Source organism: Falsiphaeobacter marinintestinus, assembly GCF_007923355.1.
Taxonomy (GTDB): Bacteria; Pseudomonadota; Alphaproteobacteria; order Rhodobacterales; family Rhodobacteraceae; genus Phaeobacter_A; species Phaeobacter_A marinintestinus.
Genome location: NZ_VOGO01000003.1, coordinates 185664 through 211436, shown reverse-complemented (window position 1 = coordinate 211436; position 25773 = coordinate 185664). Strand labels below are relative to the sequence as shown.

The window sequence follows — 25773 nt, the reverse complement described above, 5'->3', positions numbered from 1 at the left end:
TCAAAAGACATCGAATTTCGCCTTGACTGGCATTCGCGACGTTGCCCTTGGCCTTTGATCCCCCTATGTCGCTGCCCATGACACATACGCTTCACATAGTCGGCGGCGGCATGGCCGGGTCCGAAGCTGCCTGGCAGGCAGCCCAGATGGGGGTTCCCGTGGTGCTGCACGAGATGCGGCCAAACGTCGAAACCTTCGCGCATAGAACCGGTCACTTCGGTGAGATGGTTTGTTCCAATTCATTCCGTTCTGATGACAACGAACAGAACGCCGTTGGCCTTCTGCATTGGGAAATGCGCGCTGCGAACGGGCTGATCATGTCTGCGGCCGATCATCACCGCCTGCCCGCTGGCGGCGCGTTGGCGGTTGACCGGGATCCCTTTGCTGAAACCGTGACCGCGCGTCTGAACGCCCATCCGCTGATCTCGACCTCTTTTGAAGAAATCACCGAACTGCCTGACGACGGCCAGTGGATCATTGCCACGGGTCCCCTGACATCGCCCGGGTTGGGGGCTGCGATCAGCGCCGAAACCGGGGCCGAGGCGCTTGCTTTTTTCGACGCCATTGCGCCCATCGTTTATGCGGACAGCATCGACATGGATCAGGCGTGGAAGCAATCGCGCTATGATAAAGGCGAAACCGAAGACGAGCGGACCGCATACATCAACTGCCCTATGGACCGCGACCAATACGAAGCCTTCATCGACGCGCTTCTGGCCGCAGACAAGACCGAATTTCACGAAGGTGAAACCGCCGGGTACTTCGATGGTTGTCTGCCGATTGAAGTCATGGCCGAACGCGGGCGCGAGACCCTGCGATTTGGCCCGATGAAACCCGTGGGGTTGACCAACCCGCATCAACCCGATGTCAAAGCCTATGCCGTGGTTCAACTTCGCCGCGATAACGCATTGGGCACGCTGTATAATATCGTCGGGTTTCAGACCAAGATGAAATACGGGGCGCAGACCGACGTCTTTCGGATGATCCCGGGCCTGCAGGACGCCAGCTTTGCGCGGCTGGGCGGTATTCATCGCAACACGTTTATCAATTCGCCCACGTTGCTGGACGACCAGATGCGCCTGCGCTCGCGGCCAAACGTTCGCTTTGCCGGTCAGATCACCGGGGTCGAAGGCTATGTGGAAAGCGCTGCGATGGGGATGCTGGCGGGTCGCATGGCGGCTGGCGAAATCCTCGGCCAGCCTGTTGACGTTCCGCCAAACACCACCGCCACGGGGGCGCTGATCACCCATATTTCCGGCGGGGCCGAGGCCAAGACCTTTCAGCCGATGAACGTCAATTTCGGCCTGTTCCCGCCTGTCGATGGCTTGAAGGGCGGGCGTCGCGGTCGCAAGGATCGCTATAAGGCGTATACGGATCGCGCAAAAATCGACTGGGCTGGCTGGTTGGCACAATTCGCTCTGGACGCTGCCTGAGCCGGCGATTTAGGCTGGCTGTATGAATGACGGATTTCTCAGCCAAGCCTATTCGGCCCGCGACACCGCAAGCATGCGCCAGCTTTATGACGACTGGGCCACAACTTACGAGGCTGAGTTGACCAAAAACGGCTACGCGACGCCGGGTCGCTGTGCAGTGGCGCTGGCCGCCAATATGCAAGACCTGACGCTGCCCGTGCTGGATTTCGGGTGCGGGACGGGCCTGTCTGGCAAGGCACTGGTCGCCGAAGGATTCACCACGCTGGATGGCATGGATCTGTCGGGCGACATGCTGAAAGGCGCTGAAAGCAAGGGCATCTACCGCACGCTGAAGCAGATCGATGGCGAAACCCCGCCCGACATTGTCCAAGGCGACTACGCGGCTATTGCCGCCATCGGTGTCATCGGCGGCGGCGCAGCCCCGATTGGCGTGTTCGATATGTTGATGGATCGCCTGGGTTCCGGAGGGCGCATGGTTCTGTCGTTTAACGATCACGCGCTGGAAGACCCCGAAAACGAAGGCCACATGGCCGACTGGTGTGCATCTGGCCGCGCCCGGGTGCTGTTCAGGGAGCATGGTGACCACATTCCCGGCATCAACCTGCGCTCAACCGTCTACGTGCTCGAACGCTTGTGAGTTTTGTAACACGGTTCGCGCCGTCCCCGACGGGGCCATTGCACCTGGGCCATGCCTATTCTGCTGTATTGGCCCATGACATGGCACAAGCCGCCAAAGGTCAATTCCTGCTCAGGATCGAAGATATCGACCAGTCCCGCGCCCGACCGGAATGGGAGGCGCAGATTTACGATGATTTGCACTGGCTTGGCCTCACCTGGCCGATGCCGGTAATGCGCCAGTCAGATCGCCTGCTGCTGTATCACGCTGCGCTGGACCAGCTGACAGACATGGGCCTTACCTATCCCTGCCGGTGCAACCGGTCAGATATCGAAATCGCCGCCGGCGCCCCGCAAGACGGTGTGCCGCAATTTGGGCCAGATGGGCGGATCTATCCCGGCACCTGCCGCACCCGTGCGATGTCGGATGCGGGCCCCAAAGATGTGATCCGACTCAACATAACAAAAGCGGTCACTGCCCTGCCCGCCTTGTCCTTCTGTGAAACCGGGCCTCACCACCAAGGCACGCACGCGCTGAACGCCGATGCTCTTGTCGAAACCGTGGGTGACATCATCCTGGTTCGTCGCCAGATGGGCAGCTCTTATCATCTGTCGGTGGTCATTGACGATGCCGACCAGCACATCACGCATGTGGTCAGGGGCGAAGATCTGTTTGACGCGACGCAGATCCATGTCCTGCTTCAGCATCTTCTGGGTCTTCCGACCCCAAAATATCACCATCACCGCCTGATCCGCGACAACCATGGCAAACGCCTTGCCAAACGCGATGATGCGCGCGCCATCGCGACATACCGTGCTGACGGTAAAACCCCGGACGATATCCGCAAAATGGTTGGTCTTTGACCCCTATTCTTCTCTTTGACAAATACTCCGGGGGGAAGGCCAAAGGCCGGGGGAGCAGCGCCCCCCATGTGCCCTTATGTATCCGGGGCCATCAATTCCAATTCGACCCCATCCCGCACGGCGGTGTAAAAACAGGTGCGCCGGTTGGTGTGACAGGCTGGCCCGGTCTGGTTGACCAGAACAAGCAAACAATCCCGATCACAATCAACGCGCAGGTCGACCAGTTTTTGCACGTGGCCAGAACTTTCACCTTTGACCCAGAACGCCGCGCGCGAGCGGGACCAGTATGTCACCTTGCCAGTCTCCAGCGTTCGCGCCACAGCTTCGGCGTTCATCCAGGCCATCATCAGGACCTCGCCTGACGTGGCATCCTGTGCAATTGCAGGGATCAATCCCTTTTCGGTGTAGACCAAGGTCGAAGGATCGAATGACATGGGCGGAAAACCTTTTGCATCGGGAACGTCCGCGCCTATGTATGGGGAACCATGACGGAGGAAAAGCCATGTCCGGCGACAGCGACCTGATCAAGCTCTATTCAGCGCGTATTCTGGCTTTGGCGGCGGATATTCCACATCATGTGCGCCTAAACGATCCTGACGCCACGGTCAAAAAACGCTCACCGCTGTGCGGCTCAACTGTGACCGTCGACGTCAAGCTGCAAGACGGTCGGATTTCCGAGTTCGGGCAAGATGTGAAGGCCTGTGCATTGGGTCAGGCGTCGGCAGCCGTCGTTGGAGGGGGCATCATTGGCTGTACCCGACAGCAGGTCGAAACCGCGCGGGATCAGTTGAAAGCTATGCTCAAAAAGGACGGCCCCATTCCGGATGCACCATTTGATGGGCTTGAGGTCCTGATTCCGGCCCGCGAGTACAAGAACCGGCATGCTTCGATCCTGCTGACCCTTGACGCAACGGCCGAAGCCTTCGAAAAAGCAGAACAGGCCAACTGTGCCTGACACTTTGCACGCCTGATCGCCGTTCCGGGCTGCATGCAACAGTAAGGATGCTGCCGGATGTCATCACTGATCGAACAATTTGTAACACTTTGGGTCGTTATCGATCCGATTGGGACGATCCCGGTGTTTATTGCCGTGACTGCCGCGCTCAGTTCGGGCGACAGGCGCAAGGCGGCGTTTCAGGCCGCACTGGTCAGTGCCGGTATCCTGATGTTCTTCCTGGTTTTCGGCCAGTTGCTGATTGATGCGCTCGACATCGGTCTCAACTCATTCCAGGTCGCCGGGGGCGTTGTGCTGTTCCTGTTTGCGTTGACCATGATCTTTGGTGAATCCAAGCCCGACTCAGACACAAAGCTGTCTGAAAGCGAAGTTTCTGACAAACCCAACCCGGCGATCTTTCCTTTGGCTGTCCCGTCCATCGCGTCACCCGGTGCGATGCTGGCCATCGTGATGTTGACGGACAACAACCGGTTCAGTATTCAGGAACAGGTGGTTACAGCCGGCGTTATGCTGGCCGTCGTCGGCATTGCCTGCGTTCTGATGCTGTTTGCCGATCCGATCATTCGCCTGATCGGTCATTCCGGATCAGCCATTGTCAGTCGTGTCATGGGAATGATCCTGGCATCCGTTGCGGTGAACGCGGTTTTGTCGGCCATGCTTGATATCATCCAGACCGGCACCCTCTGAAAAAAAAGCCGCCGCTCATCTCGGGCGAGATGGCGGCGGTAAGTATGCGGGTCTCATGTGGGATCCGGAGAATGTCCCGGCGGGGCTTTGAGGCAGGCCCCTAACAGGGATCGGACAGGCAGGTCATACCCTTTGCATCGAATGGGACAGGATGCGGGACGTCCGGCACGAGATCGCAGGCAGAAAACTTGGGTCAGATCAGCCCGGGCAAGTGCAGTGCCACGATCAGCATAACAGCCAGCGAGGCAGCGCCGATGGCATCCTGAAGCAGGGTGTTTCGGCTAGCGTTCAGGGCGGTTTTGATCTGGCTCAGCATCTTGAGGTCTCCAAGGTCGGTCAGGCTGGGGAGTTAAGTATTTGTTGACCCTTTGTTCTCATGTTCCATCCTGCATGTAAAGAACTTTATAAGAACATTTGCGAACTTATGAGAACGCACAGGCCTAACCGTTTGTCAGGAAACAGTATTTTTGACCGATTTTTGGTTCGATCTATCCGACAGAAATCAAACGGATCGCTTGATCCTGTTTCATCAACCATAAAAGTACGCGGGCCGCTTTGCCCCGGTCGCTTGTCAGTGCCGGGTCCTTGTCCAAAAGCGCGCGCGCGTCGCTTTGGGCAATCGCCATCAGATTGGCCTGCCGCTCAAGATCGGCGATACGAAATCGGGGTAGTCCGGATTGCGCCGTCCCGATCAGATCACCGGCGCCGCGCATTTCAAGATCGGTTTCGGCAATACGAAACCCGTCTTCGGTCTCGCGCAGAACCTCAAGCCGGCGACGGCCGCCCTCGCTCAAAGGGGCCTGATACATCAAGAGACAGGTAGACGCGCCCTCGCCCCGCCCGACCCTGCCCCGCAACTGGTGCAACTGTGCGAGTCCAAAGGTTTCGGCCCGTTCGATCACCATAATTGTGGCGTTGGGCACGTTGACCCCGACTTCGATCACCGTCGTGGCCACCAGAACGGATGTTTCGCCAGACTGGAACGCCGCCATTGCGGCGTCTTTTTCGGCCCCGGGCATTTGACCATGCACCAGCCCGACAACGCCGTCGCCCAGCACGGCCCGCAACCGTTTGAACCGATCTTCGGCCGATGTCAGGTCGACTACTTCAGATTCCTCAACCAGCGGACACACCCAATAGCACTGCCGCCCTTCGGCCACGGCCCGACGCAGGTGGTCGATGACTTCGTCCATACGGTCGGTTCCGATGATCGCCGTGCGGATCGGTTTTCGCCCGGGCGGCTTTTCGTCCAGAACCGACACGTCCATGTCACCATATTGCGCCAATGACAGCGATCGCGGGATTGGCGTGGCAGTCATCACAAGCACATCCGCCGCGACACCCTTGTCGGACAATTCCATGCGTTGCCGCACCCCGAAGCGATGTTGTTCATCAATAATCGCAAGCCGCAGGTCCGAAAACTCCACGTCGCTTTGAAAAACGGCATGGGTGCCGACCAGGATCTGGATCTTTCCCGCAGCCAGAGCCGCCAGTTTCGCCCGACGCTCGGCCCCCTTGTCGCGCCCTGTCAGGATCTCAAGAACAACGCCCGCTTCTTCGGCCAGCGGGTGAAGCCCTTCCATATGTTGTCGTGCCAAAATTTCGGTTGGGGCCATCATCACGCCCTGCCCGCCGGCCTCCACGGCCACCAGCAAGGCAAAGAACGCCACCAAAGTCTTGCCCGAGCCGACGTCGCCCTGCAGCAGACGGTTCATGCGGGCTTCGGAGGCCATGTCAGCCGCGATTTCTTCCATCGCGCGCAACTGTGCCCCGGTTGGACGATAGGGCAGCGCTTCCAACACTTTGCCGCGCAACCAGCCTGACCCGATACTGACCATCCCACGGGCTTTGCGTTCGCGCAGTCTGGCCAGCGCCAACGTCAGCTGATGCGCCATCAGTTCGTCATAGGCCAGTCTTGCCCGGGCAGGAGCGTTTGGGCTTAAGTCATCCATGGCCTCGGGGTGATGCGCCGTGCGCATGGCATCCGCCCAGTCGGGCCAGTTTTCTTTCAAAACCTGCGTCGGATCGATCCATTCGGCCAGATCCGGCACCCGTGTTAATGCTCCCTGAATCGCCTTGAACATGACCTTCTGCGACACGCCTTGGGTCAGGTGATACACCGGTTCGAATTCCGGGATGTCATCGGCCTCGTCCACCGGCAATGCATGATCGGGATGCACCATCTGCGCCATCCCGTCGAACAATTCCAACTTACCTGATACCACCCGGCGTGCACCAACCGGCAATAGCTTGGCAAGGTAATCACTGCGGGCGTGGAAATACACCAACTGGAAATCAGCCTGCGAATCTTCGACATGAATACGATACGCCCCGCCCCGGTTACGCGGTGGACGATGCGCACCAACCGTGACCTCAACCGTCAGCGTCTGTGGCAGATCAGCGCCCTGAATCGTCTCACGCCGGCGCCTGTCAACCACCGCATAGGGCAGCGAGAATAACAGATCGCGCGGCGATGTGATGTCGAGCTGTTCCAGAAGGCGCGCGGTTTTTGGCCCGACCCCCTCAAGGGTTTCGAGACCGGCAAACAGCGGGAACAGAGTTTCGGGACGACCACTCATGCGTCGCCGATCAGGGCCAGCCAGCCATCTTCGTTTAGCACTTCGATGCCAAGGTCAGCAGCTTTCTTCGCCTTGGATCCCGCCCCGGGCCCAGCAACCAGCAGATGGGTCTTGGCGCTGACCGAGCCCGAGACTTTGGCCCCCAACGCCTCGGCCCTGGCTTTGGCCTCGGCCCGGGTCATCTTTTCAAGCGTTCCGGTGAACACGACCGTTTTGCCAGCAACGGGGCTGTCATTGGACGGCGCATCCGGCGGCACAATGGTCAACATAGCAGTCAACCGATCAAATGCGGCGCGTTCGTCGGTGTTGGCCAGCGCGTCTGACAAGGACAAGGCCAGCGTTGCGCCGATACCGTCGACGCCAACCAGATCGGCCCAGGCTGCGGTGGCGTCCTCGGATACGCTGCAAGCCGCAATCGTCGCCGACCGAACGTCGGAAACGCGCGCGCGACGGCCGTCTTGCGCGGCTGCCCGGCGTTCGGCTTCTTCTTCCCGGTCGGCGGCCCGATGCGCCAAGGCGGCTGGTCGGGCCAGATCGACACTGGTCGTCAAAGCGGTCCAATTGCGATAATGCAACGCAAGATCGCGCGCTGCGACTTCGCCCACGTGTCGAATGCCCAAGCTGAAGATGAGCCGCGCCAAGGGGATCGTTCGCTTTTCCCGGATGGCATCGAACAGGTTGGTCGCCGATTTGTCGCCCCATCCTTCGCGGTTCTTCAACTGTTGCAGGCCGTTGCTGAACCTGTCTTCCAGCGTAAAAATGTCTGCCGGCTCTTGAATCCAGCCATCGCCGTGGAACTGTTCAACCTGTTTGGCCCCCAGACCTTCGATGTCAAATGCGGCGCGTGACACAAAATGCTTCAGCTTTTCAACCGCCTGAGCTGGGCAGATCACACCACCTGAACAGCGGCGTATCGCGTCGCCGTCTTCGCGGATTGCCTCACTTCCACATTCGGGGCAGGTCGTCGGAAATTTGAAGGGCTGCGTACCTTCCGGGCGTTTAGACAGATCGACATCTGCGACTTTCGGGATCACATCCCCCGCGCGGTAAACCTGCACCCAGTCACCGATGCGGATGTCTTTGCCGTCGCGGATCGTTTCCCCCTTGGAATCGCGCCCCTGAATATAATCTTCATTGTGCAGCGTGGCGTTTGACACCACCACTCCGCCGACCGTGACCGGCGTGAGCCGCGCTACCGGGCTGAGCGCGCCGGTTCGCCCGACCTGAATGTCGATGGTTTCCAATCGGGTCCAGGCCAGCTCGGCCGGAAATTTATGCGCGATGGCCCATCGGGGCGTGGTCGAGCGAAACCCAAGACGCGCCTGAAACCCAAGATCGTCGACCTTGTAGACGACGCCATCAATATCATAGGGCAAGGTTGCGCGCTGTTCCTCGATGGCCCGGTAATGGGACAGAAGGTCAGCGACTCCATGACATCTGATCGTAAGATCGTTGGTTGAAAAGCCCATACCCTTTAGCCGTTCAACTGCACCGAATTGCGTTTCTGCCAGAGGGTCTGAGATTTCACCCCACGCATAGGCAAAAAATCGCAAGGGCCGCGCACGGGTTATTTCCGGATCCAGCTGGCGCAAGGATCCGGCTGCCGCATTGCGCGGGTTGGCAAAAGGCTTGGCACCCGCCTGTTCCTGACGATCATTCAAGTCCGCGAAGTCGGCATGGGACATATAGACTTCGCCGCGCACCTCAAGAATGTCAGGCGCACCATTCAACCGGGTCGGAATGTCAGAAATGGTCCGGGCATTCGCGGTCACGTTTTCGCCGGTTTCACCATCGCCGCGTGTTGCGGCCTGAACCAGTTTGCCGTGTTCGTACCGCAGGGACAGTGACAATCCGTCAATCTTGGGTTCAGCGGTGTAAGTCAGCGATGTGTCGCCAAGCCCGAGGTATTTGCGAACGCTCGAATCGAACCCGGCGACATCCTCATCGTCAAAGGCATTGCCCAGCGACATCATGCGAACGGCATGAGAGACTTTCGTGAACCCATCCGCCGGGCGCGCGCCAACCTGATCCGTGGGGCTGTCGTCCCGTTTCAGATCCGGGAACTGGTCCTCGATCGCCAAATTGCGCCGCTTGAGGCGATCATACTCAGCGTCCGAAATCTCGGGCGTATCTTTGCGGTGATATGCATCGTTGGCAGCTGCAATAGAAGCAGCAAGACGCGCAAGGTCTGCCCGCGCCTGATCTTCCGTCAATTGGGAAACTTCGATCTCGTCCGTCACGCCCCACCCTCACTTGATTTGAAACAAGTGATAGGGCGAGGCGGAGATCAGGTCCAGATGAAGCAATGTTCCGTGAGTGGTTGGACCTGAGAAAAATCGTTGCGTCAGGCGCCGACGGCCAGTCGGCTGCCGTGGGATTCATCTTCCTGTGGATCGCGCAGAACATACCCACGGCCCCAAACCGTTTCGATATAGTTCGACCCGCCGGTTGCCGTGCTGAGCTTCTTGCGCAGTTTGCAGATGAAGACATCTATGATCTTGAGTTCGGGTTCATCCATGCCGCCATACAGATGGTTCAGGAACATCTCTTTGGTCAGCGTGGTGCCTTTGCGCAGGCTCAAAAGCTCTAGCATCTGGTATTCTTTGCCGGTCAGATGCACCGACTGACCGCCGACGTCGACGGTTTTGGCATCCAGATTGACCGATATCTTGCCGGTATGGATGATTGATTGCGAATGTCCCTTCGAGCGGCGAATGATTGCATGAATGCGTGCCACCAGTTCTTCGCGATGAAACGGCTTGGTCAGATAGTCATCCGCCCCAAATCCGAACCCCTTGATCTTGTTGTCTGTGTCGTCTTCGCCAGACAGGATCAGAATAGGTGTTTCGATCCGCGCCAGCCGGATCTGGCGCAAAACCTCGTGCCCGTTCATGTCTGGCAAGTTCAGATCAAGTAGAATCAAATCGTAGTCATAGAGTTTGGCCAGATCTATTCCCTCTTCGCCAAGATCGGTGGCATAGACGTTCAGATTGGCATGAGTCAGCATCAGCTCGATACTTTTCGATGTTGTCGGATCGTCCTCGACCAACAGAACACGCATATTAATCTCCGTCTTTTTTCTGTCCCAATTCATGCCGTTAACCGTGCCGAATAATAGTTAATCCGCGGTTACCTTGATTAGGTTATTTCACAACAACCTAAGGTTGTCGATACCTTTTCAAGGTTGTGGCTTTCAGAGCCTCTTCTCCATGATCGGCTACTGCCTTGATCCAACTGTCAAATTCCTCATCACTTAGTTTATACCTCTGTTTTGCTTCGGTTTTGGTGATTAATCCATAGATCACACCGCGCACCACTGCGACTTTACGGGAAGCAACCCAACGTTGAGTTTCGGAGCGCGGCAAATCGGCACGTGTCATGGTAGTTCCGTCCGGAAGCGTGACAGCGCGCGGGCCTTCGACTTTTTTCAGAAACATTGCCTTTCCCTTCTGATGGTACGGGCACTGTGCCGCAGCGTGTTTAACGAGAAATGAAACGAGGGCTTGAGAGTATGTAGGATTTTCCTATATTCTGCGCTGCCGCACCCCTTGGACAAGGAACCGCCGCGATGGCGCTGGACAATGACACCGCAGTCAACTCACTTGGATTTGCAAAACCGCCCTCACAGACACGGGTGGTGGTTGCGATGTCCGGGGGTGTCGACAGTTCCGTCGTCGCCGCTTATCTGGCCGATCAGGGCTATGACGTGATCGGCGTGACCCTGCAACTGTACGATCATGGGGCGGCGCTGGCCAAAAAAGGTGCGTGCTGCGCCGGGATCGACATACATGATGCCCGCCGTGTGGCCGAAGAACGCGGGTTTCCGCATTACGTGCTGGACTATGAAAACATCTTCAAGGACGCCGTGATTGCCGAATTCGCCGATAGTTATCTGGCGGGGGCGACTCCGGTGCCGTGCATCCGCTGCAACGAACGGGTGAAGTTCAAGGATCTGTTGGAAACCGCCAAGGATCTTGAGGCCGACTGCATGGCCACCGGTCATTACATCCAGCGCAAGATGGGCGAAAACGGCCCCGAATTGCACAGCGCTGCGGATGCCAGCCGCGATCAATCCTATTTCCTGTTTTCGACCAAACCCGATCAGCTGGAATTCCTGCGGTTCCCTTTGGGGCATTTGCCGTCCAAGGACGCGACCCGCGAAATGGCGGCTGAATACGGTCTGGCCGTGGCGGACAAACCGGACAGTCAGGACATATGTTTTGTACCAAACGGCAATTACGCCAGTGTCATTGAAAAATTGCGTCCGGGCGCGGCTGAACCCGGGCAGATCGTCGATGTCGATGGCCGCGTGCTGGGTGAGCACAACGGGGTCATCCATTACACGATCGGACAGCGGCGTGGGTTGGGCATCGGTGGCCTTGCCGATCCGCTGTATGTCGTGAAACTTGATGTCGATGCCAAGCAGGTCATCGTTGGCCCCAAAGACCTTCTGTCGACCCGAACAGTGCCTGTGCGCGAAATCAACTGGCTGGGCGACACGCCTTTGATGTCACAGCCTGAATGGCACGTGTCGGTCAAGGTCCGCTCGACCCGTCCGCCGCGCGAGGCGATCTTGCGCCCGATTTCAGACAGCGAGGCTGAAGTGGAGCTGTTGACGGCCGAAGAAGGTGTGTCACCCGGGCAGGCCTGCGTGTTCTATGAAACCGAAGGCAGCCGCATCTTTGGCGGTGGCTGGATCTGGCGCGGCGCCTGACGTCACTCAGATCAGATCAGTGGTTGTGTTGGCCAGAACGTACAGACCGGCGAGGATCATAACGATCGGAGCAACCCGCTCCAGCCGGTGTGTCCAGCTGCCAAGCGCAGCCGCCGCATGGGCGCCTGCAAACCCGAGCATGGCAAGCCCGGCTGCTGCAAACGCAGCCCCGACCAGCCCGGCAATGCGGTAACCCGGTTGTGCGTCGGCCAGGAACGGCGTCAGCACCGCGAAACTGTCGGTCGACATGGTCAGAAACAGCAAGGCTGTTGCTAGGACCGATGACTTTCGCCCCATCTGAGGCAGATCATCCTGATCAGGTCGCCGCATCTGGTGCCACAACGCATATGCGCCGAGACCAATTGGGATCACCCCCAGATACCCAGTCCAGCCCGGCATCATGCCGACGCCCATCGCCGTTGCCATTGCGGCAATCAGAACCAGAGATTGCGCAATTGCAAACGCCAGAACGCCGCGCCCGGCACCGACCACCAAAACCAGCGCGATCAGCGCCGCCAGGTTGTCGAGGTTTGTCATGACCCACAACAGGGCTGCCGACGCGCCAAAGGCAAGACCACCCGCCAATACCTAGGCCCCCATCCGCTCCAACACGGCACGGGCTGCGCGCAGGCCCGGTGCCTCACCGCCCTGCCCCAATCGCTGCATGGTCAGCGCCATGGCCTCGGTCTGTGCGGTCGGGTCCTTGCAGACCTGCTCTAACGCTGTTGCGATCTGATCCGGTGTGCAATCCGGTCCAAGGCATTCGGGGATCGTTCGGCTGTCTGTCACAAGGTTGACCAGCGTCACGGTATCGATCTTGAACATCCGTTTGGCGATCTCGAATGTCAGCCAGTTCGGCTTATAGGCAATGACCATCGGCGTGCCAGCGGCGGCCAGTTCAAGCGACACGGTCCCAGACGCCGCCAAAGCAAGGTCGGCGGTTGCAAAGGCAGATCGTTTCAGCGACGTGGCGGTTGGTTGATCCAACTGACGCGGGTCGATGATCACTGGATGGCCGGACCATGAGGACGTTTTGTCAGCCACCAGATCGGCAACGTGGCCGACGGTCGGGATGACGACGCGCATATCGGGTTTGTCGGCCAGAAACCTGTTCACAGCCTCTCCGAAGGGCGGGGTCAGACGCTCGACCTCGCCTTTGCGGGATCCGGGCAGGACCAGCAAGATCGGCGTATCGCCAAGGTCAAAGTGCTGGCGGAACGCCGCGATATCATCGACTGTTGCTTTAGGTTCTGACACGACGGGGTGGCCGACAAAATCGCACTCCATCCCGGCGGCTTCCATATAGGGTGGCTCGAACGGCAACAGCGCAAGAACATGGTCGATGACCCTGGCCATCTTGTCGGCCCGCTTGGGCCGCCATGCCCAAACGGATGGTGCCACATAATGCACGGTTCGAATGTCACTGGACGCCCGGAAAATCTTGGCCACACGCAGGCAAAAATCGGGGCTGTCGATGGAAATCACCACATCCGGCTGCGCCGCGATCACGGCTTGGGCCGTTTCTTCGATGCGTCGTTTCAGGTCGAAATACTTCGGTATAATCTCGGCCAATCCCATGATGCTGAGTTCGGACATCGGGAACAGGCTGCTCAGCCCCTGCGCTTGCATATGGTCGCCTCCGACGCCCAGAAACTCAACATCGGGACGCAAGCTGCGCAACCCTTCCATCAGCGCGCCGCCAAGCCGGTCACCCGACGGTTCGCCCGCGATGAGGAAGACGCGCATTAAATGGCGGCCTCGCGGACCCAAAGGAACAGACCCAGACGATTACACTCGGACAGGACATTCGCTTGGTCCAGCACGATTACGCCACCAGCCTGAATAACGATGCCCTCAAGCCCCGCTTGTGCTGCAGCCTGAACAGTGGCCGGACCAATGGTGGGCAGATCGGCGCGGTGGTCCTGACCCGGTTTTGGCGCTTTGTAAAGAATACCGCCAGATCCGTCCGTACGGGTCGCGAGCGATGTCAGCATCCAGTCGGTTCCAAGGATCGTTTCGATCGCCAGCGCTTGTTGGCGATGCACCGCACAGGCCTGCCCGACATCGACGGCTGCCATTGCGGCTACGATTGCGGCACCGCGTTCGGCATCTTTCTGAGCTTCTGCGTCTGGCTGAGCCACGGTCGGACAACCGTCTGACAGCAAAAGGTTCGGCGCAATTTCATGCGCGCCGCGCATCGTGAAGCCGGAGTGTTCGAACACACTGATCACCGCGCGCAAAGCCCCGTCATCTCCGCTGGTCAACGCTTTCTGAATTACTGGAACAAGCGGCATGGTGGCTGCATCGATCAGGACCGGGTCGATTTTGGGGCGGCTGATCGCACCGGCAAAACACACCTCGGTTACTCCACGCACCTTCAGATCGGCCAGTAAGGACCCCAATTGTTCCAGCCGGAACGTCACATCCACATCCAGCGTGTCGGGCCCCATGCCCTCAAGCGCGCAAATTAGAGGCCGCTCTGGCGCGGCATCAACCAAGGCAGCCGGCAGGCCACCGGCACCGGCGATCAGAGCCCACATGGTCAGTGCCCCGGCGTCAGGAAGGAACGATCAGAATCGCCGAGAATGAAGTCGACGATCTCTTTGACGTATTCGCTTTCGGTTTCTTCGCCCAGACGTCGGGCGCGCTCAAGAAACGTTCCTTCGCCCTTTTCCAAAGCCTTGAACCCACTCCGCAACGCCGAAATCTCTGATCGCGGCACGCCGCGCCGCTTCAAACCGATCAGGTTCAGACCGTCCAACCGCCCATTTTCGGCCTGAACCAGACCATACGGAATAACGTCGCTCACGACCTTGGTCATGCCGCCAATAATTGCACCGCGCCCGATCCGAACCCACTGATGTACCCCTGACAGGCCGCCAATGATCACATCATCCTCAAGGATACAGTGCCCTGCAATGGCACAGCTATTGACCACAATCACTCGGTCGCCAAGTTGCGAGTCATGGGCGATATGGCATCCTGCCATAAACAGCCCGTCATCCCCAATACGGGTCACACCACCACCGCCATCGGTGCCACAGTTCATGGTCACATGTTCGCGGATCCGGTTGCGTTTGCCGATTTCCAGACGGCTGTTTTCACCCTTGAACTTCAAATCCTGCGGGATCTCGCCAATCACCGAAAACTGAAAGATAACCGTGTCGTCACCGATCTTGGTATCGCCCGTCACAACCACGTGGCTTTTCAGTTCGACCCGGTCGCCCAGAACCACATTGGCACCGACATAGCTGAACGGCCCAACCGAACAGCCTTCTCCCAATTGGGCGCCGTCTTCGATGATCGCGCTCGGATGGATGCTGGCCATTCTTACTCTCCCGGTGCCCAGTCGACGAAGGCCGAGAACTGGGCCTCGGCGGCAACCTCTCCTTCGACCGTAGCAACCCCGTCAAACTTGAAAATCTTGCCGCGTGGTTTGCCGCGTAACGTGGTCACCTGCATCTCCATGACGTCACCGGGGATGACTTTGCGGCGGAACTTACATTTGTCGATCGACATGAAATAGATCAGCAGATTCGTGTCAATCACGTCAAAGGCCACGCCCAGCATCACACCTGCCGTCTGCGCCATGGACTCGATTATCGTCACGCCCGGCATGATTGGTGTTCCGGGAAAATGCCCCTGGAAATGCGGTTCGTTCATGGTGACGTTCTTGATCCCGCGCGCCGCGCTGTAGCCATCGATATCAACCACCTTGTCGACCAGAAGAAACGGGTAGCGATGCGGCAGAATGCGTTGGATCAGTTGGATATCGGCGCTTTTCAGTTCTGCGGTCATGAACAGTATCCTGTATCTTGGAAATCGCTCGTTGCTCTATCAATACAGGGCCTATCGGGCAAGCAAGCGATGGTTTTAATCCTGTGGCGGATCCTTGGGGGCTCCGTCTCCGATCATTGTGTCGATTCGGACAATGGCCAGATCTGTGATGTCCGTGGAATTGGAACTCAGGAAGACGCTGGACCGTTCCATGATCATGCTGGCACCAGCTTCGCGCATCATGGTTTCCAGGATCGGCCGCGCAGCGCGCAGAAACTCTATGCGGGCCTGTTCCCCGCGTTGGTTCAGGGCACGGGCCTTTGCGTCTTGTGTCTGACGGTTGGTTTGTACCTTTTGGTCGAAGGCATCTGCCAGCGCCCGAAACGCCTCTGGTTCCATTTCGACCCTGCGATCGGTCAGGTCCTGCTCTTCAGTGCTCAGTTCGGCTTCGATTCTGCGGTTTTCTGCCGCCAGAACCGCGCTATCCGCCTCGATCTCGGTGGCGACCCTCTGACCAAAGGCGGATCGCGAAAACAGGCGGTCCGATTCAAGCGTCAGAATGGCACTGTTGGGAACACCCAATTGCTGTGCCACGCCTGAGGTCGTCGCGGCAAACGCCGTCAGAAGGATCAGGGCCAGAGCCTGACCTGTCCGGATCAAAAGACGGGTTCGGCCTGCCATACCTGGATCAGAACCGGGCCTGAAGTGTCAGGTCAAATGTCTGCTCTTTGTCATAGGTTTCTTTCGAGAGAGCCTTTGTGAAGTTGAAACGCAAAGGGCCGAAACCGGTTGTCCACAAAATCGACAGGCCAATCACCTGGCGCCAAGCGCCATCGGCTCCGACAACACAGCCGCCAACACAGGTGCCAGCACCAGACAGATCGGTGTTCTTCAGATCCCACAAGTTGCCGACATCATAGAAGATACCGGCACGCAGGCCCAACTCTTCTGGTAGCCCCAATGGGAACTCGGCTTCGAACCGCGCCACGGCATAGAGGTTACCCCCCAGGAAGTCGTCATAGGCGTTACCAGAAGCGTCCGGCGACATATCGCGTGGACCAAGGCCGCCGGGTTCGAACCCACGCATGATTTCGGGATACAGGACAAAACGGTCCATGGTCCGGCTGGTGTTATCCCCCATCCAGTTGAGCGCGCCGCCTTCCAGAGTCGCCCGCAACGTAACTTCCTCATTGAAGATTTTTGTTTGCGCAATGGCCTTGGCCGTCGTTTTTATATACTTTTGGTCGCCGCCAAGCCCCGAGAAATCAGAGCCGAACTCAAACAAAAAGCCAGCATTGGGATTCAGGCCGGTCAACCGGGTGTCATACGCATAGACAAACCCTACGGCGCTGGAACTCAGCCGACCTTGCTGGATTTCAGAGTCGATGACGTTGCCGTGCTCAGGTGTACTGCGGGCTTCCATAATGGAGCTTTGCCAGCTGTATTTCAGTTTGAGCAATGATCGTTCGCCAAGGGCGAAGCTTAAAGCAGGCTGAAAGAATCGGCGGTTGGCGTCATAACTTGCGAAGCTTGATGTACGCGCCGCTGTTCCAAGGTCCAAATCGAACCTCAACTGGCGACCCAGAAGATTCGGTTCGCTGAAGCCAAGAATATAACTCTCTGCTTCTGTTGCGGTCGAAATGTTGAACGCAAGTCGCTGCCCACGACCAAGGAAATTGTTTTCCGTCAAGCCGACGCTAATCCCGAATCCGTCTGTAACCGAGTATGCGCCACCTAGGTTGAGCGAGCCGGTCGGTTGTTCTGCGACGTCCACATCAATGATCACTTGATCTGGTGCCGACCCTTCCCGCGTTTCTACATCCGATACAGAAAAGAACCCAAGCGCCCGAATCCGTTCGGCGCTTTCGCGAATTTCACGTGGGTTGAACGGATCGCCCTCAACAATACGGAACTGTTGGCGCACGACACGGTCCAAGGTTGTCGTGTTGCCTTCGATGTCGATGCGTTCGACAAAAATTCGCGGTCCGCGAACCAGCGCGAATTCGACATCCAGCGACAGGTCGCGATCATTGCGGGAAATCCGCGGTTCGACGCGCAGAAAATCAATACCCTGCCGGATTGCGAGACGCTCAAGTCTGGCAATTTCGTTTTCAACCAATGCCGGGGAATAGACTACACCGGGCTTGACCTTGATGGCGTCCTGAAAATCTGCGGCGACAGCTTCGCTTATTTCGCTGACAGTGGTGATCTGGCCAAACGTGAATTGCTGGCCTTCTGTAACATCCACCACAAGGAAAAACGCATCGCGTTCCTGGGTAAATTCGGCATTGGCGCTGTTCACCCGGAAATCGACATATCCGCGCGACAGATAGAAATCACGCAGGACCTGCTTGTCGAATTCAATCCGGTCCTCGACAAAGTTGTCAGACCGCAGAAACGTACGCAAAAAGTTGGCCTGTTTGGTTTCTAGCACACGGCGCAGGCGCCGGTCTGTATAAACCCGGTTGCCAACAAAGCTGACACGCTCGACTTCGATTGTCTGGCCTTCTGCAATTTCAAAAACCAGATCGACCCGGTTTTCGCTGCGCCGGATGATACGGGGGGTAACGGTTGCCGCGGTCCGGCCTTGCGCCGAATAAGCAATGGCGATGTTGGTGGCGTCATTTTCCGCCTGTGTCGGATCGAAGACCCGTCGAGGTGCGGATTGGATCACCTCGCTCAGAGTTTCATCTTTGACGCGTCGGTTTCCTTCAAAGCTGATCTGATTGATCGTGGGATACTCGTCAACCTTCACGATCAGAGTGCTGCCCTGCGGAATCAGTTCAACATTCTCGAAAACACCGCTATCAGCCAGCCGCTGATACCCATCATTCAGGTCTGCTGCCGAAACAGATTTACCCCGGTCGATCCCGAGATAGGTCAGAATCGTCCCGCTCTCGATACGTTGATTGCCCTCAATCTTGACCGAATTAAATGTATAGGATTGCGCCTGAGCAGACGTTCCAAAAACAGCAAAGCAAAGCAAGATCGCCAAACTCAGCGAAGCAAGTGCGCGACACAACATATTGACGCGCGCGTGGTCACAAGCGCAGGATATCCCCGCGTCTTTCACCAGTCCCATCTTATCAAACCCAATGTTTAGCAGACATCTTGAGTTGAGTATCGGGATTATTCTGCGTTGTCAAAAGCGCAATTTGCCTTCTGCGCATTCGGCCATCAGTTGCCCACAGGGGGCATAGCCTTCTTGTCAGAGGCTTCCGAGCCAGGCACCGCACAACAGGGAAAGGCAGATCGTGGCCAAAAACAGAAAACGGTCCCAGTTCAGCTCCATCAAGAGTGTGACGCCACGGTATGACTGCTCTAATGTATGCATATTCCGCCCCTTCCGATCTTAGCTGGGTTGCCAAGTGCAAGGTCTGACTAGTGGCCGAATGTGGCAACACTTTGACGACATGCCCAAAACCAGGGCGATCAGCCGTTTCAGCAGAAAATGTCGTTGGAAAGTGCAAAAACCATGATGGACAGGATCAGGGCGATTCCCACAGTCATCAGAATGCGCAACGCTCCGTCGCTGGGGGGCTTTCCGGTGACCAGTTCATAGGCATAAAACACCAGATGCCCGCCATCCAGCGCCGGGATGGGGAACAGGTTCAGCAGCCCGACAGCCGTGGAAAGAACCGCGATAAACCAAATAAAACTTTGTGCCCCCTGACTGGCCATAGCGCCTGAGGTTTCGGCAATCCCAAGTGGGCCGGACATATTGCAGCTGCTGATCGCGCCGGTGATCATATGCCACAGGCCCGACAAAGACCCTTTCATGATGTTGAACACCTGCACAACACCACCGGTAACAGCCTCAACTGGGCCTGAGGCCTCGGTCGCCGGGTCGAAGGCCATGCCGCCAACGATTCCAATTCGCCAATGTGTGACGTATCCGCCATCCGCTTGCGGTTCGTCCGTTCGCCGGGGAACCAAAGTGAAGTCTTTGACATTGCCATTGCGCCAGACCGCCAGCATCAACGGCTTGCCATCAGACGATTCGACAAACCCTTTGAGTTGATCAAAGGACCAGATCTTTTCCCCATTCACGGCAACGATCACGTCGCCGGGCGCCAAACCGGCGTCTATGGCAGCACTGCGCGGTGCGACACGGTTCACCTGAGGCGGGAACAGATATGGCCCCGAGACCGTCATGTCGCTGCCGTCCCGCACGACATCATAATCCAGCAATTCCTGCTGTGGCAGGTTCTTGGTAAAGGCAGCCCAGGCTGCTGCGTCTTCGAAACTGGGGGTCGCGATGCCAGCAATTGCCGCAACTTCGTCGCCCGGTTGCAACCCTTGCACGACCGGATTCGGACTGAGCGTTCCCACGGTCAGCGGATCACGAGCCACGCCCTGGGCCATGAACACAGCCGCAAAAACAACAATCGACAGAGCAAAGTTGAACACCGGCCCCGCAGCCACGGTCGCCGCACGCGCCCAAAGCGGCGCGCCATGCATGGTATGGCGTAAACTGTCCGGATCAGAGCGATAAAGTTCGGCCATTGTTTCACTGTCAACGCCCGACGCCGCGTTGGCATCGCCCAGGAATTTCACGTATCCGCCAAAAGGAAGGGCCGCGATTTGCCAGCGCGTTCCGCGTTTGTCGATCCGGCTCCATAACACAGGCCCGAAACCCAGCGAAAACACCTCGGCATGAATGCCGGACCAGCGTCCGACTATGTAGTGACCATATTCATGAACGGCCACGATCACTGACAAAGCCACCACAAACGCAACCAGAGTGTAGATAAAACCACCAAACTGCGGAATCAAACCAGCAAAATCCAAACTACTTCCCTGCTTGTTAACTAATGTGACGGTCGACACACATCCGTGTCAGATGGTCTGTTTCGATGACGTTATCAAGAGTCATTGCGGCATCAATTAGTCCGGGCTGTGCATCAATCTGGGCTAAAACGTGCTCGACAACAGCGGCCATGTCCAGAAATCCGATACGCCCCGCAATAAATGCATCCAGCGCGCGTTCTTTGGCAGCGTTGAAAACAGCTCCGGCCAACCCGCCCCGTTCCATGACCTCGCGGGCCAGCCGCAATGCCGGGTATCGCGCTTCATCCGGGGCGCTGAAATTCAGCTGTCCGACTGCCGCAAGGTCCAGTCGCGGCACAGGCAGATCCTTACGATCGGGCCAGTTCAGAGCATACCCGATGGCATGGCGCATATCGGGTGCGCCGACATGGGCCATAAGTGCCCCGTCACGAAACCCGACCATTGCGTGAATCAGGGATTCGGGATGCACCAACACTTCTATTTTTCCCGGATCAACTCCAAAAAACTCTCGCGTTTCAATGACCTCCAACGCTTTGTTGAACATTGAGGCACTGTCGATCGTGATCCGCTGCCCCATGTCCCAATTCGGATGCTGCGAAGCCTCGGCCAGACTGGCCGTTTTCAGTTTTGCCAAGGGCCAATCGCGAAACGCCCCGCCACTGGCGGTAATAACAATGCGTTCGACCGCGTCAATCTCTTCGCCGACAAGGGCCTGAAACACCGCCGAATGTTCACTATCCACCGGCAGCAGGCGTGCACTGTGTTTGTGCGCGGTTTCCAAAACTAGCGACCCGGCGCACACCAGCGTTTCCTTGTTGGCCAGCGCCAGGGTTGCGCCCTGTTCCAGCGCCGCCAACCCGGGGGCAAGGCCTGCAGCCCCGACGATGGCCGACATCACCCAGTCTGCTGGTCTTGCCGCCGCTTCGGTCAGGGCCGCCTGCCCTGCGGCCGCTTCGATTCCGGTTCCGGCCAAGGCTGCCCGAAGTTCATCCAGCCGGTCATCATAGGCCGTTACCGCCAGATCTGCGTTCAGCAGTTTCGCATCGGCTGCCAGTTGGGCGATATTTCCGGCCCCGGTCAGAGCCACCACATCATAGGCCTGCGGATTGCGCGCGATCAGATCGATTGTGTTTTGGCCAATTGATCCGGTTGCCCCCAGAATCGTCGCCCGACGCATCACATCACTCCGGGCGTATAGATCAATGAGGTCAACAACACGAAGACCGATGCCCCCATCATGCCGTCAAAGCGGTCCAGAAATCCGCCATGTCCCGGGATCAGATTCGATGCATCCTTGACGCCACAGCGGCGCTTGATCGCGCTTTCGGCGATATCGCCCGCCTGACTGGCCATCGATGCAAGGACCGAGATGACCACCAGCCCCGCGCCAAGATCAAAATAGATCGCAAACCCTGTGCCGACCAAAGCTGCAGCGACCCAGCCGCCCGCCGTGCCGGACCAGGTCTTTTTCGGACTGACACGTGGCCAGAATTTTGGGCCACCGATCAATTTTCCAACAAAGTACCCAGCCACATCCGTCGCCACCACAACGCTGATCAGCCACAGCATCCACCCAAAGCCCATGGTTTCGCGGATCGAAATGAATCCCAGACCCGCCGCCATGATCCACAGGGCGTAAACTCCAAAAATCGCGCGCCGGTCACCGACCTGCCCCACCCCGACCAGAACAACCGCGCCAAGCACCGGTAACCGGTAGATCGGTGGCAAATGATAGCTGATGACGACGGCCGCGCCGGCAAGTATGGCCATTTGGACAGCAATGGCGCCTCGGTCGGGTGCGATCATTCGCACCAGTTCCCAGATCATCAGGCTGCAGGCCAAGCCGATAAAGGCCTCGAACCACAGTCCGCCGACCCAGATTTCGATAGCGCCAATGGCTGTTAGAACCACTGCCGACGCCACACGGGCCGACAAATCAGACCAGCGCCCGGACGACCCGCTCATGTTTTGACGGCGCCGAACCGGCGATCCCGATCACCATAGCTGCCGCAGAGCCTGGCAAGCTCTTCGGCCGTAAAGTCGGGCCAGAGCGTGTCTATGAATTCGTATTCGGCATAGGCCGATTGCCACAGCAGAAAGTTAGAAATCCGGGCCTCGCCACTGGTTCGAACCACCAGATCCGGGTCGGGCAGAACACAGGTGTCCAGATATCGCGGCAATGTTTCTTCGTCGACGTCCTGAGGCAGCAGTTTGTGATCCGCCACATCCTGTGCCAACCGCTTGGTCGCCCGCGCGACCTCATCGCGGCCACCGTAATTCAGCGCAATCGTCAGATGCACGCTGTCGTTCTGTTCGGTCAGCTTTTCCAGATGATCCATCAACGCGATCAATTTGTCGTCCAGTCGAACCCGGTCGCCGATAAACCGCACGCGCACGCCCCGGGCGTCCAGCGCTTTTGCCTCGCGTGAGATATAGCGACGAAACAGGCTCATCAGGCCTGCAACTTCCACCTGAGTCCGCTTCCAGTTTTCCGTCGAAAACGCAAATATCGTTAAGTATTTGACGCCCAGTGAAGGGCAGGCTTCGACCACCTCACGCACCCGGCGCGCACCTGCATGATGGCCAAAAAGACGCGGCCGCCCACGCGCCTGAGCCCAACGTCCGTTGCCATCCATGATGATTGCTACGTGACGCGGTCCTCTGAAGTCATCGCCTTTGGCGGGGTCTGCCGACATGGTTCGGGTCTCAGACCTGCATGATTTCGGTTTGCTTGGTTTCCAAAGCCTCGTCGACCGCTTTGATCATTTTGTCGGTCAGGTCCTGAACCTCGGTTTCCCAGAACTTTTGGTCGTCTTCCGACATGCCGTCCGCCTTGGCTTTCTTGATCTGATCCATGCCATCGCGCCGTACATTGCGGATCGCGACGCGGCCATGCTCGGCGTATTGTCCGGCGACCTTGGTCAATTCGCGACGGCGTTCTTCGTTCAATTCCGGAATGGGCAGCATGATAATTGTGCCGTTCAACTGCGGATTGATACCAAGACCGGATTCGCGGATCGCCTTTTCGACTTTACCCACCATGGACTTGTCCCAGACGTTGATCGTCACCATGCGTGGCTCGGGAACGTTGACTGTGCCCACCTGGTTGATCGGCGTCATCGACCCATAGGCATCCACCATCACCGGCTCCAGCATCGAGGCGGACGCGCGACCGGTCCGCAGAGACGCAAATTCAGTCCGCAGATTGGCCATGGCGCCGTCCATGCGGCGCTGCAGATCATCGGTGTCCAGTTCAAAATCGTCAGACATGCTGCTCACTCCTCTCGCTCAGGCGCTGTTCAGAGGGGTCTTAAGCCATTGATGACAAGATGTATAGCGATCTTGACCCGGAACCGAGGCCCCTGCGGCCCCAATCTAGACTGTACGTTGCAGCTCTGGACGCGCCAAAGCGGCAACCCTCATCCAGAAACGGCAGAGCACCAAACAGAGCAACGCCAAAACGGCTTCTTTCTTGTTCGAAATACCCCAGGGAGTTTGAGGGACAGCGTCCCTCATCCTTGGTTCCCACAAGGTCAAAAGGGCGCTCGCTTATCCCTGAACCTTGGTATAGGTTCCCTGACCGGCCAGAATGCCGCGGAACCCGCCGGGTTCATCCAGTGAAAACACGATGATCGGCAGGTTGTTGTCGCGGGCCAGTGCGATGGCGCTGGCATCCATGACCCCCAGCCGTTTGGCCAGAACGTCATCATAGCTCACAGTGTCATAGCGCTTGGCATCGGCGTGTTTGACCGGGTCCTTGTCATAGACACCATCGACCTTCGTGCCTTTAAAGATCGCCTCACACCCCATTTCATTGGCGCGCAGGGTCGCGGCGGTGTCGGTCGTGAAATAGGGGTTGCCGGTTCCGGCGGCAAAAATGCAGACCCGCTTTTTCTCAAGGTGACGGACCGCGCGGCGGCGAATGTAGGGTTCACAGACCTGATCCATCGGGATCGCCGAAATCACCCGTGTAAAAACGCCGATCTCTTCCAGCGCCGATTGCATCCCCAACGCATTCATAACCGTGGCCAGCATCCCCATGTAATCCGCTGTTGTGCGTTCCATCCCCTGGGCCGATCCGCTGAGGCCGCGGAAGATGTTACCACCGCCGATCACCATGCAGATTTCGACCCCCAGATCATGGACCGATTTCACCTCTTCGGCGATACGCTGCACGGTCGGCGGATGCAGGCCGAACCCCTGATCGCCCATCAGGGCTTCTCCCGAGATCTTCAACATGACCCTTTTATATTTGGTGGCCAGTTGGTCGATTTCCTGGTCGGATGTAGAGGTCATATTGCGCTCCGCATTTGCACGGGTGTATTTTGTCGCAAAATGTCGGAAATCGTCGGCGGATTCAATGGAGCATCCGCCGGGTATCTGACTTAATCTAAGACAAATGAGCTCTGAGCGATGACAAAGTTGATCGGATTGCCCGACATTCCGGACGATCGCCCGATTCTGATCGCCGGACCGACGGCTTCGGGCAAGTCGGATCTGGCGTTACGGCTCGCGCAGAAACACGGCGGGGTCATTGTGAATGCCGATGCCAGTCAGGTTTATGATTGTTGGCGGGTGATCACCGCCCGTCCGTCCCTGGCCGAAGAATCGCAAGCGCTGCATCGCTTGTATGGTCACGTGCCCTACGATGCGGCTTATTCCGCAGGCCATTGGTTGCGCAATGTGACACCGCTTTTGACCGGCCCTGAACGGCCGATCATCGTTGGCGGAACCGGATTGTACTTCATGGCCCTGACTCACGGCATGGCTGATATTCCGGCCACGCCAGAAGACGTGCGTGCCACGGCCGATACGATGACGCATGAAGCTTTGCTTGACAGGATCGATGCCGACACCAAGGCGCGGATCGACGTTCAGAACCGGGCACGGGTTCAGCGCGCATGGGAAGTTCTGGCAACCACGGGTCAATCGCTGGCGTACTGGCAGGACAAGACACCGCCGCCGCTGCTGAGCCTGGACGACGCCGTGCCGCTTCTGTTCGACGTGCCCAAAGACTGGTTGTCCGAGCGTATGACTCGGCGCTTTGATCTGATGATTGACTCCGGGGCCTTGGATGAGGTCGCTGCGATGCGCGAGCGGTACGATCCTGCACTTCCATCTTGTCGGGCCATCGGCGTGCCCGAATTGATGAACTATGTTCAAGGAAACATCTCGTTGGACGAGGCCCGTATGCGGGCAACAATCGCGACACGGCAATTCGCCAAACGTCAGCGAACATGGTTTCGCTCAAAAATGCGGCAATGGACCGCCGTCCATCCACAGATTTAGGCCCTTCTCTTGTCACAATCGGACTTTAGAGCCGCACTGGCAGTACCAATTTTAGCCAGGACATGACAA

Annotated in this window: 26 protein-coding genes; 7 read left to right on the top strand and 19 right to left on the bottom strand. The window is 57.9% G+C overall.

Annotated features, from left to right (window positions below; translation table 11 throughout):
* Nucleotides 1-77: 77 nt before the first annotated feature.
* Genes trmFO through gluQRS form a run of 3 tightly spaced genes read left to right on the top strand, consistent with a single transcriptional unit; the run spans nucleotide 78 to nucleotide 2912 of the window.
* On the top strand, nucleotides 78-1433 hold the full coding sequence (gene trmFO, locus FOY56_RS08235) for a methylenetetrahydrofolate--tRNA-(uracil(54)-C(5))-methyltransferase (FADH(2)-oxidizing) TrmFO (RefSeq protein WP_146345359.1): 1356 nt from the start codon (nucleotides 78-80) through the stop codon (nucleotides 1431-1433).
* Between the two features lie 22 nt (nucleotides 1434-1455).
* Nucleotides 1456-2070, top strand: a complete 615-nt coding sequence (locus tag FOY56_RS08230) for a class I SAM-dependent DNA methyltransferase (RefSeq protein WP_146345358.1) — start codon at nucleotides 1456-1458, stop codon at nucleotides 2068-2070.
* Nucleotides 2067-2912 (top strand): tRNA glutamyl-Q(34) synthetase GluQRS, encoded by an 846-nt coding sequence (gluQRS, locus tag FOY56_RS08225; RefSeq protein WP_146345357.1) that lies wholly within the window; start codon nucleotides 2067-2069, stop codon nucleotides 2910-2912. Before FOY56_RS08230 ends, gluQRS begins: the two co-directional genes overlap by 4 nt.
* Before the next feature lie 74 nt (nucleotides 2913-2986).
* Here the strand turns inward: gluQRS and hisI are convergent, their stop codons facing one another.
* Nucleotides 2987-3346: a phosphoribosyl-AMP cyclohydrolase gene (gene hisI / locus FOY56_RS08220; RefSeq protein WP_146345356.1), complete on the bottom strand. Its 360-nt coding sequence runs from the start codon at nucleotides 3344-3346 to the stop codon at nucleotides 2987-2989.
* A 68-nt stretch (nucleotides 3347-3414) separates the two neighbouring features.
* Here hisI and FOY56_RS08215 point away from each other — a divergent pair, with 68 nt between their 5' ends.
* Both FOY56_RS08215 and FOY56_RS08210 read left to right on the top strand, forming a co-directional pair.
* Nucleotides 3415-3867: an iron-sulfur cluster assembly scaffold protein gene (locus FOY56_RS08215; protein WP_146345355.1), complete on the top strand. Its 453-nt coding sequence runs from the start codon at nucleotides 3415-3417 to the stop codon at nucleotides 3865-3867.
* 57 nt (nucleotides 3868-3924) lie between these two features.
* On the top strand, nucleotides 3925-4554 hold the full coding sequence (locus FOY56_RS08210) for a MarC family protein (protein ID WP_146345354.1): 630 nt from the start codon (nucleotides 3925-3927) through the stop codon (nucleotides 4552-4554).
* A gap of 193 nt (nucleotides 4555-4747) precedes the next feature.
* On the opposite strand, the gene FOY56_RS24055 is transcribed toward FOY56_RS08210, so the two are convergent.
* The 5 genes from FOY56_RS24055 to sciP form a co-directional block, all read right to left on the bottom strand.
* Nucleotides 4748-4870 carry a hypothetical protein gene (locus FOY56_RS24055; protein WP_281288807.1) on the bottom strand — a complete coding sequence of 41 codons (123 nt, stop codon included), beginning with the start codon at nucleotides 4868-4870 and terminating at the stop codon, nucleotides 4748-4750.
* A 172-nt stretch (nucleotides 4871-5042) separates the two neighbouring features.
* Nucleotides 5043-7133 carry an ATP-dependent DNA helicase RecG gene (recG, locus tag FOY56_RS08205; protein ID WP_146345353.1) on the bottom strand — a complete coding sequence of 697 codons (2091 nt, stop codon included), beginning with the start codon at nucleotides 7131-7133 and terminating at the stop codon, nucleotides 5043-5045.
* Nucleotides 7130-9346: an NAD-dependent DNA ligase LigA gene (gene ligA / locus FOY56_RS08200; RefSeq protein WP_146345669.1), complete on the bottom strand. Its 2217-nt coding sequence runs from the start codon at nucleotides 9344-9346 to the stop codon at nucleotides 7130-7132. The genes recG and ligA overlap by 4 nt, the downstream gene beginning before the upstream one ends.
* Before the next feature lie 131 nt (nucleotides 9347-9477).
* Nucleotides 9478-10194 (bottom strand): response regulator transcription factor CtrA, encoded by a 717-nt coding sequence (ctrA, locus tag FOY56_RS08195; protein WP_146345352.1) that lies wholly within the window; start codon nucleotides 10192-10194, stop codon nucleotides 9478-9480.
* Nucleotides 10195-10291: 97 nt separating this feature from the next.
* Nucleotides 10292-10570, bottom strand: a complete 279-nt coding sequence (gene sciP / locus FOY56_RS08190) for a CtrA inhibitor SciP (protein WP_146345351.1) — start codon at nucleotides 10568-10570, stop codon at nucleotides 10292-10294.
* Nucleotides 10571-10701: 131 nt separating this feature from the next.
* On the opposite strand from sciP, the gene mnmA reads away from it, so the two are divergent.
* Complete coding sequence (mnmA, locus tag FOY56_RS08185; protein WP_146345350.1) at nucleotides 10702-11847, top strand: tRNA 2-thiouridine(34) synthase MnmA; 1146 nt, start codon at nucleotides 10702-10704, stop codon at nucleotides 11845-11847.
* 6 nt (nucleotides 11848-11853) lie between these two features.
* Here the strand turns inward: mnmA and FOY56_RS08180 are convergent, their stop codons facing one another.
* From FOY56_RS08180 to pyrH, 13 genes are all read right to left on the bottom strand, one after another.
* Entirely contained in the window at nucleotides 11854-12432 is a 579-nt protein-coding gene (locus FOY56_RS08180) for a hypothetical protein (RefSeq protein ID WP_146345349.1), read from the bottom strand.
* 3 nt (nucleotides 12433-12435) lie between these two features.
* Nucleotides 12436-13593, bottom strand: a complete 1158-nt coding sequence (gene lpxB / locus FOY56_RS08175) for a lipid-A-disaccharide synthase (RefSeq protein WP_146345348.1) — start codon at nucleotides 13591-13593, stop codon at nucleotides 12436-12438.
* Nucleotides 13593-14387: an LpxI family protein gene (locus tag FOY56_RS08170; RefSeq protein ID WP_146345347.1), complete on the bottom strand. Its 795-nt coding sequence runs from the start codon at nucleotides 14385-14387 to the stop codon at nucleotides 13593-13595. Before FOY56_RS08170 ends, lpxB begins: the two co-directional genes overlap by 1 nt.
* A gap of 2 nt (nucleotides 14388-14389) precedes the next feature.
* Complete coding sequence (gene lpxA, locus FOY56_RS08165) at nucleotides 14390-15175, bottom strand: acyl-ACP--UDP-N-acetylglucosamine O-acyltransferase (RefSeq protein ID WP_146345346.1); 786 nt, start codon at nucleotides 15173-15175, stop codon at nucleotides 14390-14392.
* Between the two features lie 2 nt (nucleotides 15176-15177).
* Nucleotides 15178-15645, bottom strand: coding sequence for a 3-hydroxyacyl-ACP dehydratase FabZ (gene fabZ, locus FOY56_RS08160; protein WP_146345345.1), 468 nt, complete (start codon nucleotides 15643-15645; stop codon nucleotides 15178-15180).
* Nucleotides 15646-15720: 75 nt separating this feature from the next.
* The gene (locus FOY56_RS08155) at nucleotides 15721-16305 is read right to left on the bottom strand and encodes an OmpH/Skp family outer membrane protein (protein ID WP_146345344.1); all 585 of its coding nucleotides are present in this window, start codon (nucleotides 16303-16305) and stop codon (nucleotides 15721-15723) included.
* Nucleotides 16306-16312: 7 nt separating this feature from the next.
* Nucleotides 16313-18706 carry an outer membrane protein assembly factor BamA gene (gene bamA, locus FOY56_RS08150; RefSeq protein WP_146345343.1) on the bottom strand — a complete coding sequence of 798 codons (2394 nt, stop codon included), beginning with the start codon at nucleotides 18704-18706 and terminating at the stop codon, nucleotides 16313-16315.
* Between the two features lie 359 nt (nucleotides 18707-19065).
* The gene (rseP, locus tag FOY56_RS08145) at nucleotides 19066-20415 is read right to left on the bottom strand and encodes an RIP metalloprotease RseP (protein WP_146345342.1); all 1350 of its coding nucleotides are present in this window, start codon (nucleotides 20413-20415) and stop codon (nucleotides 19066-19068) included.
* 16 nt (nucleotides 20416-20431) lie between these two features.
* Nucleotides 20432-21592: a 1-deoxy-D-xylulose-5-phosphate reductoisomerase gene (dxr, locus tag FOY56_RS08140; RefSeq protein ID WP_146345341.1), complete on the bottom strand. Its 1161-nt coding sequence runs from the start codon at nucleotides 21590-21592 to the stop codon at nucleotides 20432-20434.
* A complete protein-coding gene (locus FOY56_RS08135; RefSeq protein WP_146345340.1) occupies nucleotides 21592-22380 on the bottom strand; it encodes a phosphatidate cytidylyltransferase in 789 nt (262 codons plus the stop codon). Before FOY56_RS08135 ends, dxr begins: the two co-directional genes overlap by 1 nt.
* Entirely contained in the window at nucleotides 22377-23111 is a 735-nt protein-coding gene (gene uppS / locus FOY56_RS08130) for a polyprenyl diphosphate synthase (protein WP_146345339.1), read from the bottom strand. The genes FOY56_RS08135 and uppS overlap by 4 nt, the downstream gene beginning before the upstream one ends.
* Before the next feature lie 10 nt (nucleotides 23112-23121).
* Nucleotides 23122-23685 carry a ribosome recycling factor gene (frr, locus tag FOY56_RS08125; protein WP_146345338.1) on the bottom strand — a complete coding sequence of 188 codons (564 nt, stop codon included), beginning with the start codon at nucleotides 23683-23685 and terminating at the stop codon, nucleotides 23122-23124.
* A 279-nt stretch (nucleotides 23686-23964) separates the two neighbouring features.
* Nucleotides 23965-24711, bottom strand: a complete 747-nt coding sequence (gene pyrH, locus FOY56_RS08120; protein ID WP_146345337.1) for a UMP kinase — start codon at nucleotides 24709-24711, stop codon at nucleotides 23965-23967.
* 117 nt (nucleotides 24712-24828) lie between these two features.
* On the opposite strand from pyrH, the gene miaA reads away from it, so the two are divergent.
* Nucleotides 24829-25704, top strand: a complete 876-nt coding sequence (gene miaA, locus FOY56_RS08115) for a tRNA (adenosine(37)-N6)-dimethylallyltransferase MiaA (protein ID WP_146345336.1) — start codon at nucleotides 24829-24831, stop codon at nucleotides 25702-25704.
* Nucleotides 25705-25773: the final 69 nt, after the last annotated feature.

Coding starts and splice junctions, on each gene's coding strand:
- frr (WP_146345338.1), bottom strand. CDS start 23,685: ATGTCTGACGATTTTGAACTGGACACCGATGATCTGCAGCGCCGCATG.
- hisI (WP_146345356.1), bottom strand. CDS start 3,346: ATGTCATTCGATCCTTCGACCTTGGTCTACACCGAAAAGGGATTGATC.
- FOY56_RS08230 (WP_146345358.1), top strand. CDS start 1,456: ATGAATGACGGATTTCTCAGCCAAGCCTATTCGGCCCGCGACACCGCA.
- mnmA (WP_146345350.1), top strand. CDS start 10,702: ATGGCGCTGGACAATGACACCGCAGTCAACTCACTTGGATTTGCAAAA.
- bamA (WP_146345343.1), bottom strand. CDS start 18,706: ATGGGACTGGTGAAAGACGCGGGGATATCCTGCGCTTGTGACCACGCG.
- lpxB (WP_146345348.1), bottom strand. CDS start 13,593: ATGCGCGTCTTCCTCATCGCGGGCGAACCGTCGGGTGACCGGCTTGGC.
- FOY56_RS08135 (WP_146345340.1), bottom strand. CDS start 22,380: ATGAGCGGGTCGTCCGGGCGCTGGTCTGATTTGTCGGCCCGTGTGGCG.
- ctrA (WP_146345352.1), bottom strand. CDS start 10,194: ATGCGTGTTCTGTTGGTCGAGGACGATCCGACAACATCGAAAAGTATC.
- trmFO (WP_146345359.1), top strand. CDS start 78: ATGACACATACGCTTCACATAGTCGGCGGCGGCATGGCCGGGTCCGAA.
- fabZ (WP_146345345.1), bottom strand. CDS start 15,645: ATGACCGCAGAACTGAAAAGCGCCGATATCCAACTGATCCAACGCATT.
- FOY56_RS24055 (WP_281288807.1), bottom strand. CDS start 4,870: ATGCTGAGCCAGATCAAAACCGCCCTGAACGCTAGCCGAAACACCCTG.
- FOY56_RS08210 (WP_146345354.1), top strand. CDS start 3,925: ATGTCATCACTGATCGAACAATTTGTAACACTTTGGGTCGTTATCGAT.
- dxr (WP_146345341.1), bottom strand. CDS start 21,592: ATGCGTCGGGCGACGATTCTGGGGGCAACCGGATCAATTGGCCAAAAC.
- FOY56_RS08155 (WP_146345344.1), bottom strand. CDS start 16,305: ATGGCAGGCCGAACCCGTCTTTTGATCCGGACAGGTCAGGCTCTGGCC.
- FOY56_RS08170 (WP_146345347.1), bottom strand. CDS start 14,387: ATGTGGGCTCTGATCGCCGGTGCCGGTGGCCTGCCGGCTGCCTTGGTT.
- lpxA (WP_146345346.1), bottom strand. CDS start 15,175: ATGGCCAGCATCCATCCGAGCGCGATCATCGAAGACGGCGCCCAATTG.
- uppS (WP_146345339.1), bottom strand. CDS start 23,111: ATGTCGGCAGACCCCGCCAAAGGCGATGACTTCAGAGGACCGCGTCAC.
- sciP (WP_146345351.1), bottom strand. CDS start 10,570: ATGTTTCTGAAAAAAGTCGAAGGCCCGCGCGCTGTCACGCTTCCGGAC.
- FOY56_RS08215 (WP_146345355.1), top strand. CDS start 3,415: ATGTCCGGCGACAGCGACCTGATCAAGCTCTATTCAGCGCGTATTCTG.
- pyrH (WP_146345337.1), bottom strand. CDS start 24,711: ATGACCTCTACATCCGACCAGGAAATCGACCAACTGGCCACCAAATAT.
- miaA (WP_146345336.1), top strand. CDS start 24,829: ATGACAAAGTTGATCGGATTGCCCGACATTCCGGACGATCGCCCGATT.
- recG (WP_146345353.1), bottom strand. CDS start 7,133: ATGAGTGGTCGTCCCGAAACTCTGTTCCCGCTGTTTGCCGGTCTCGAA.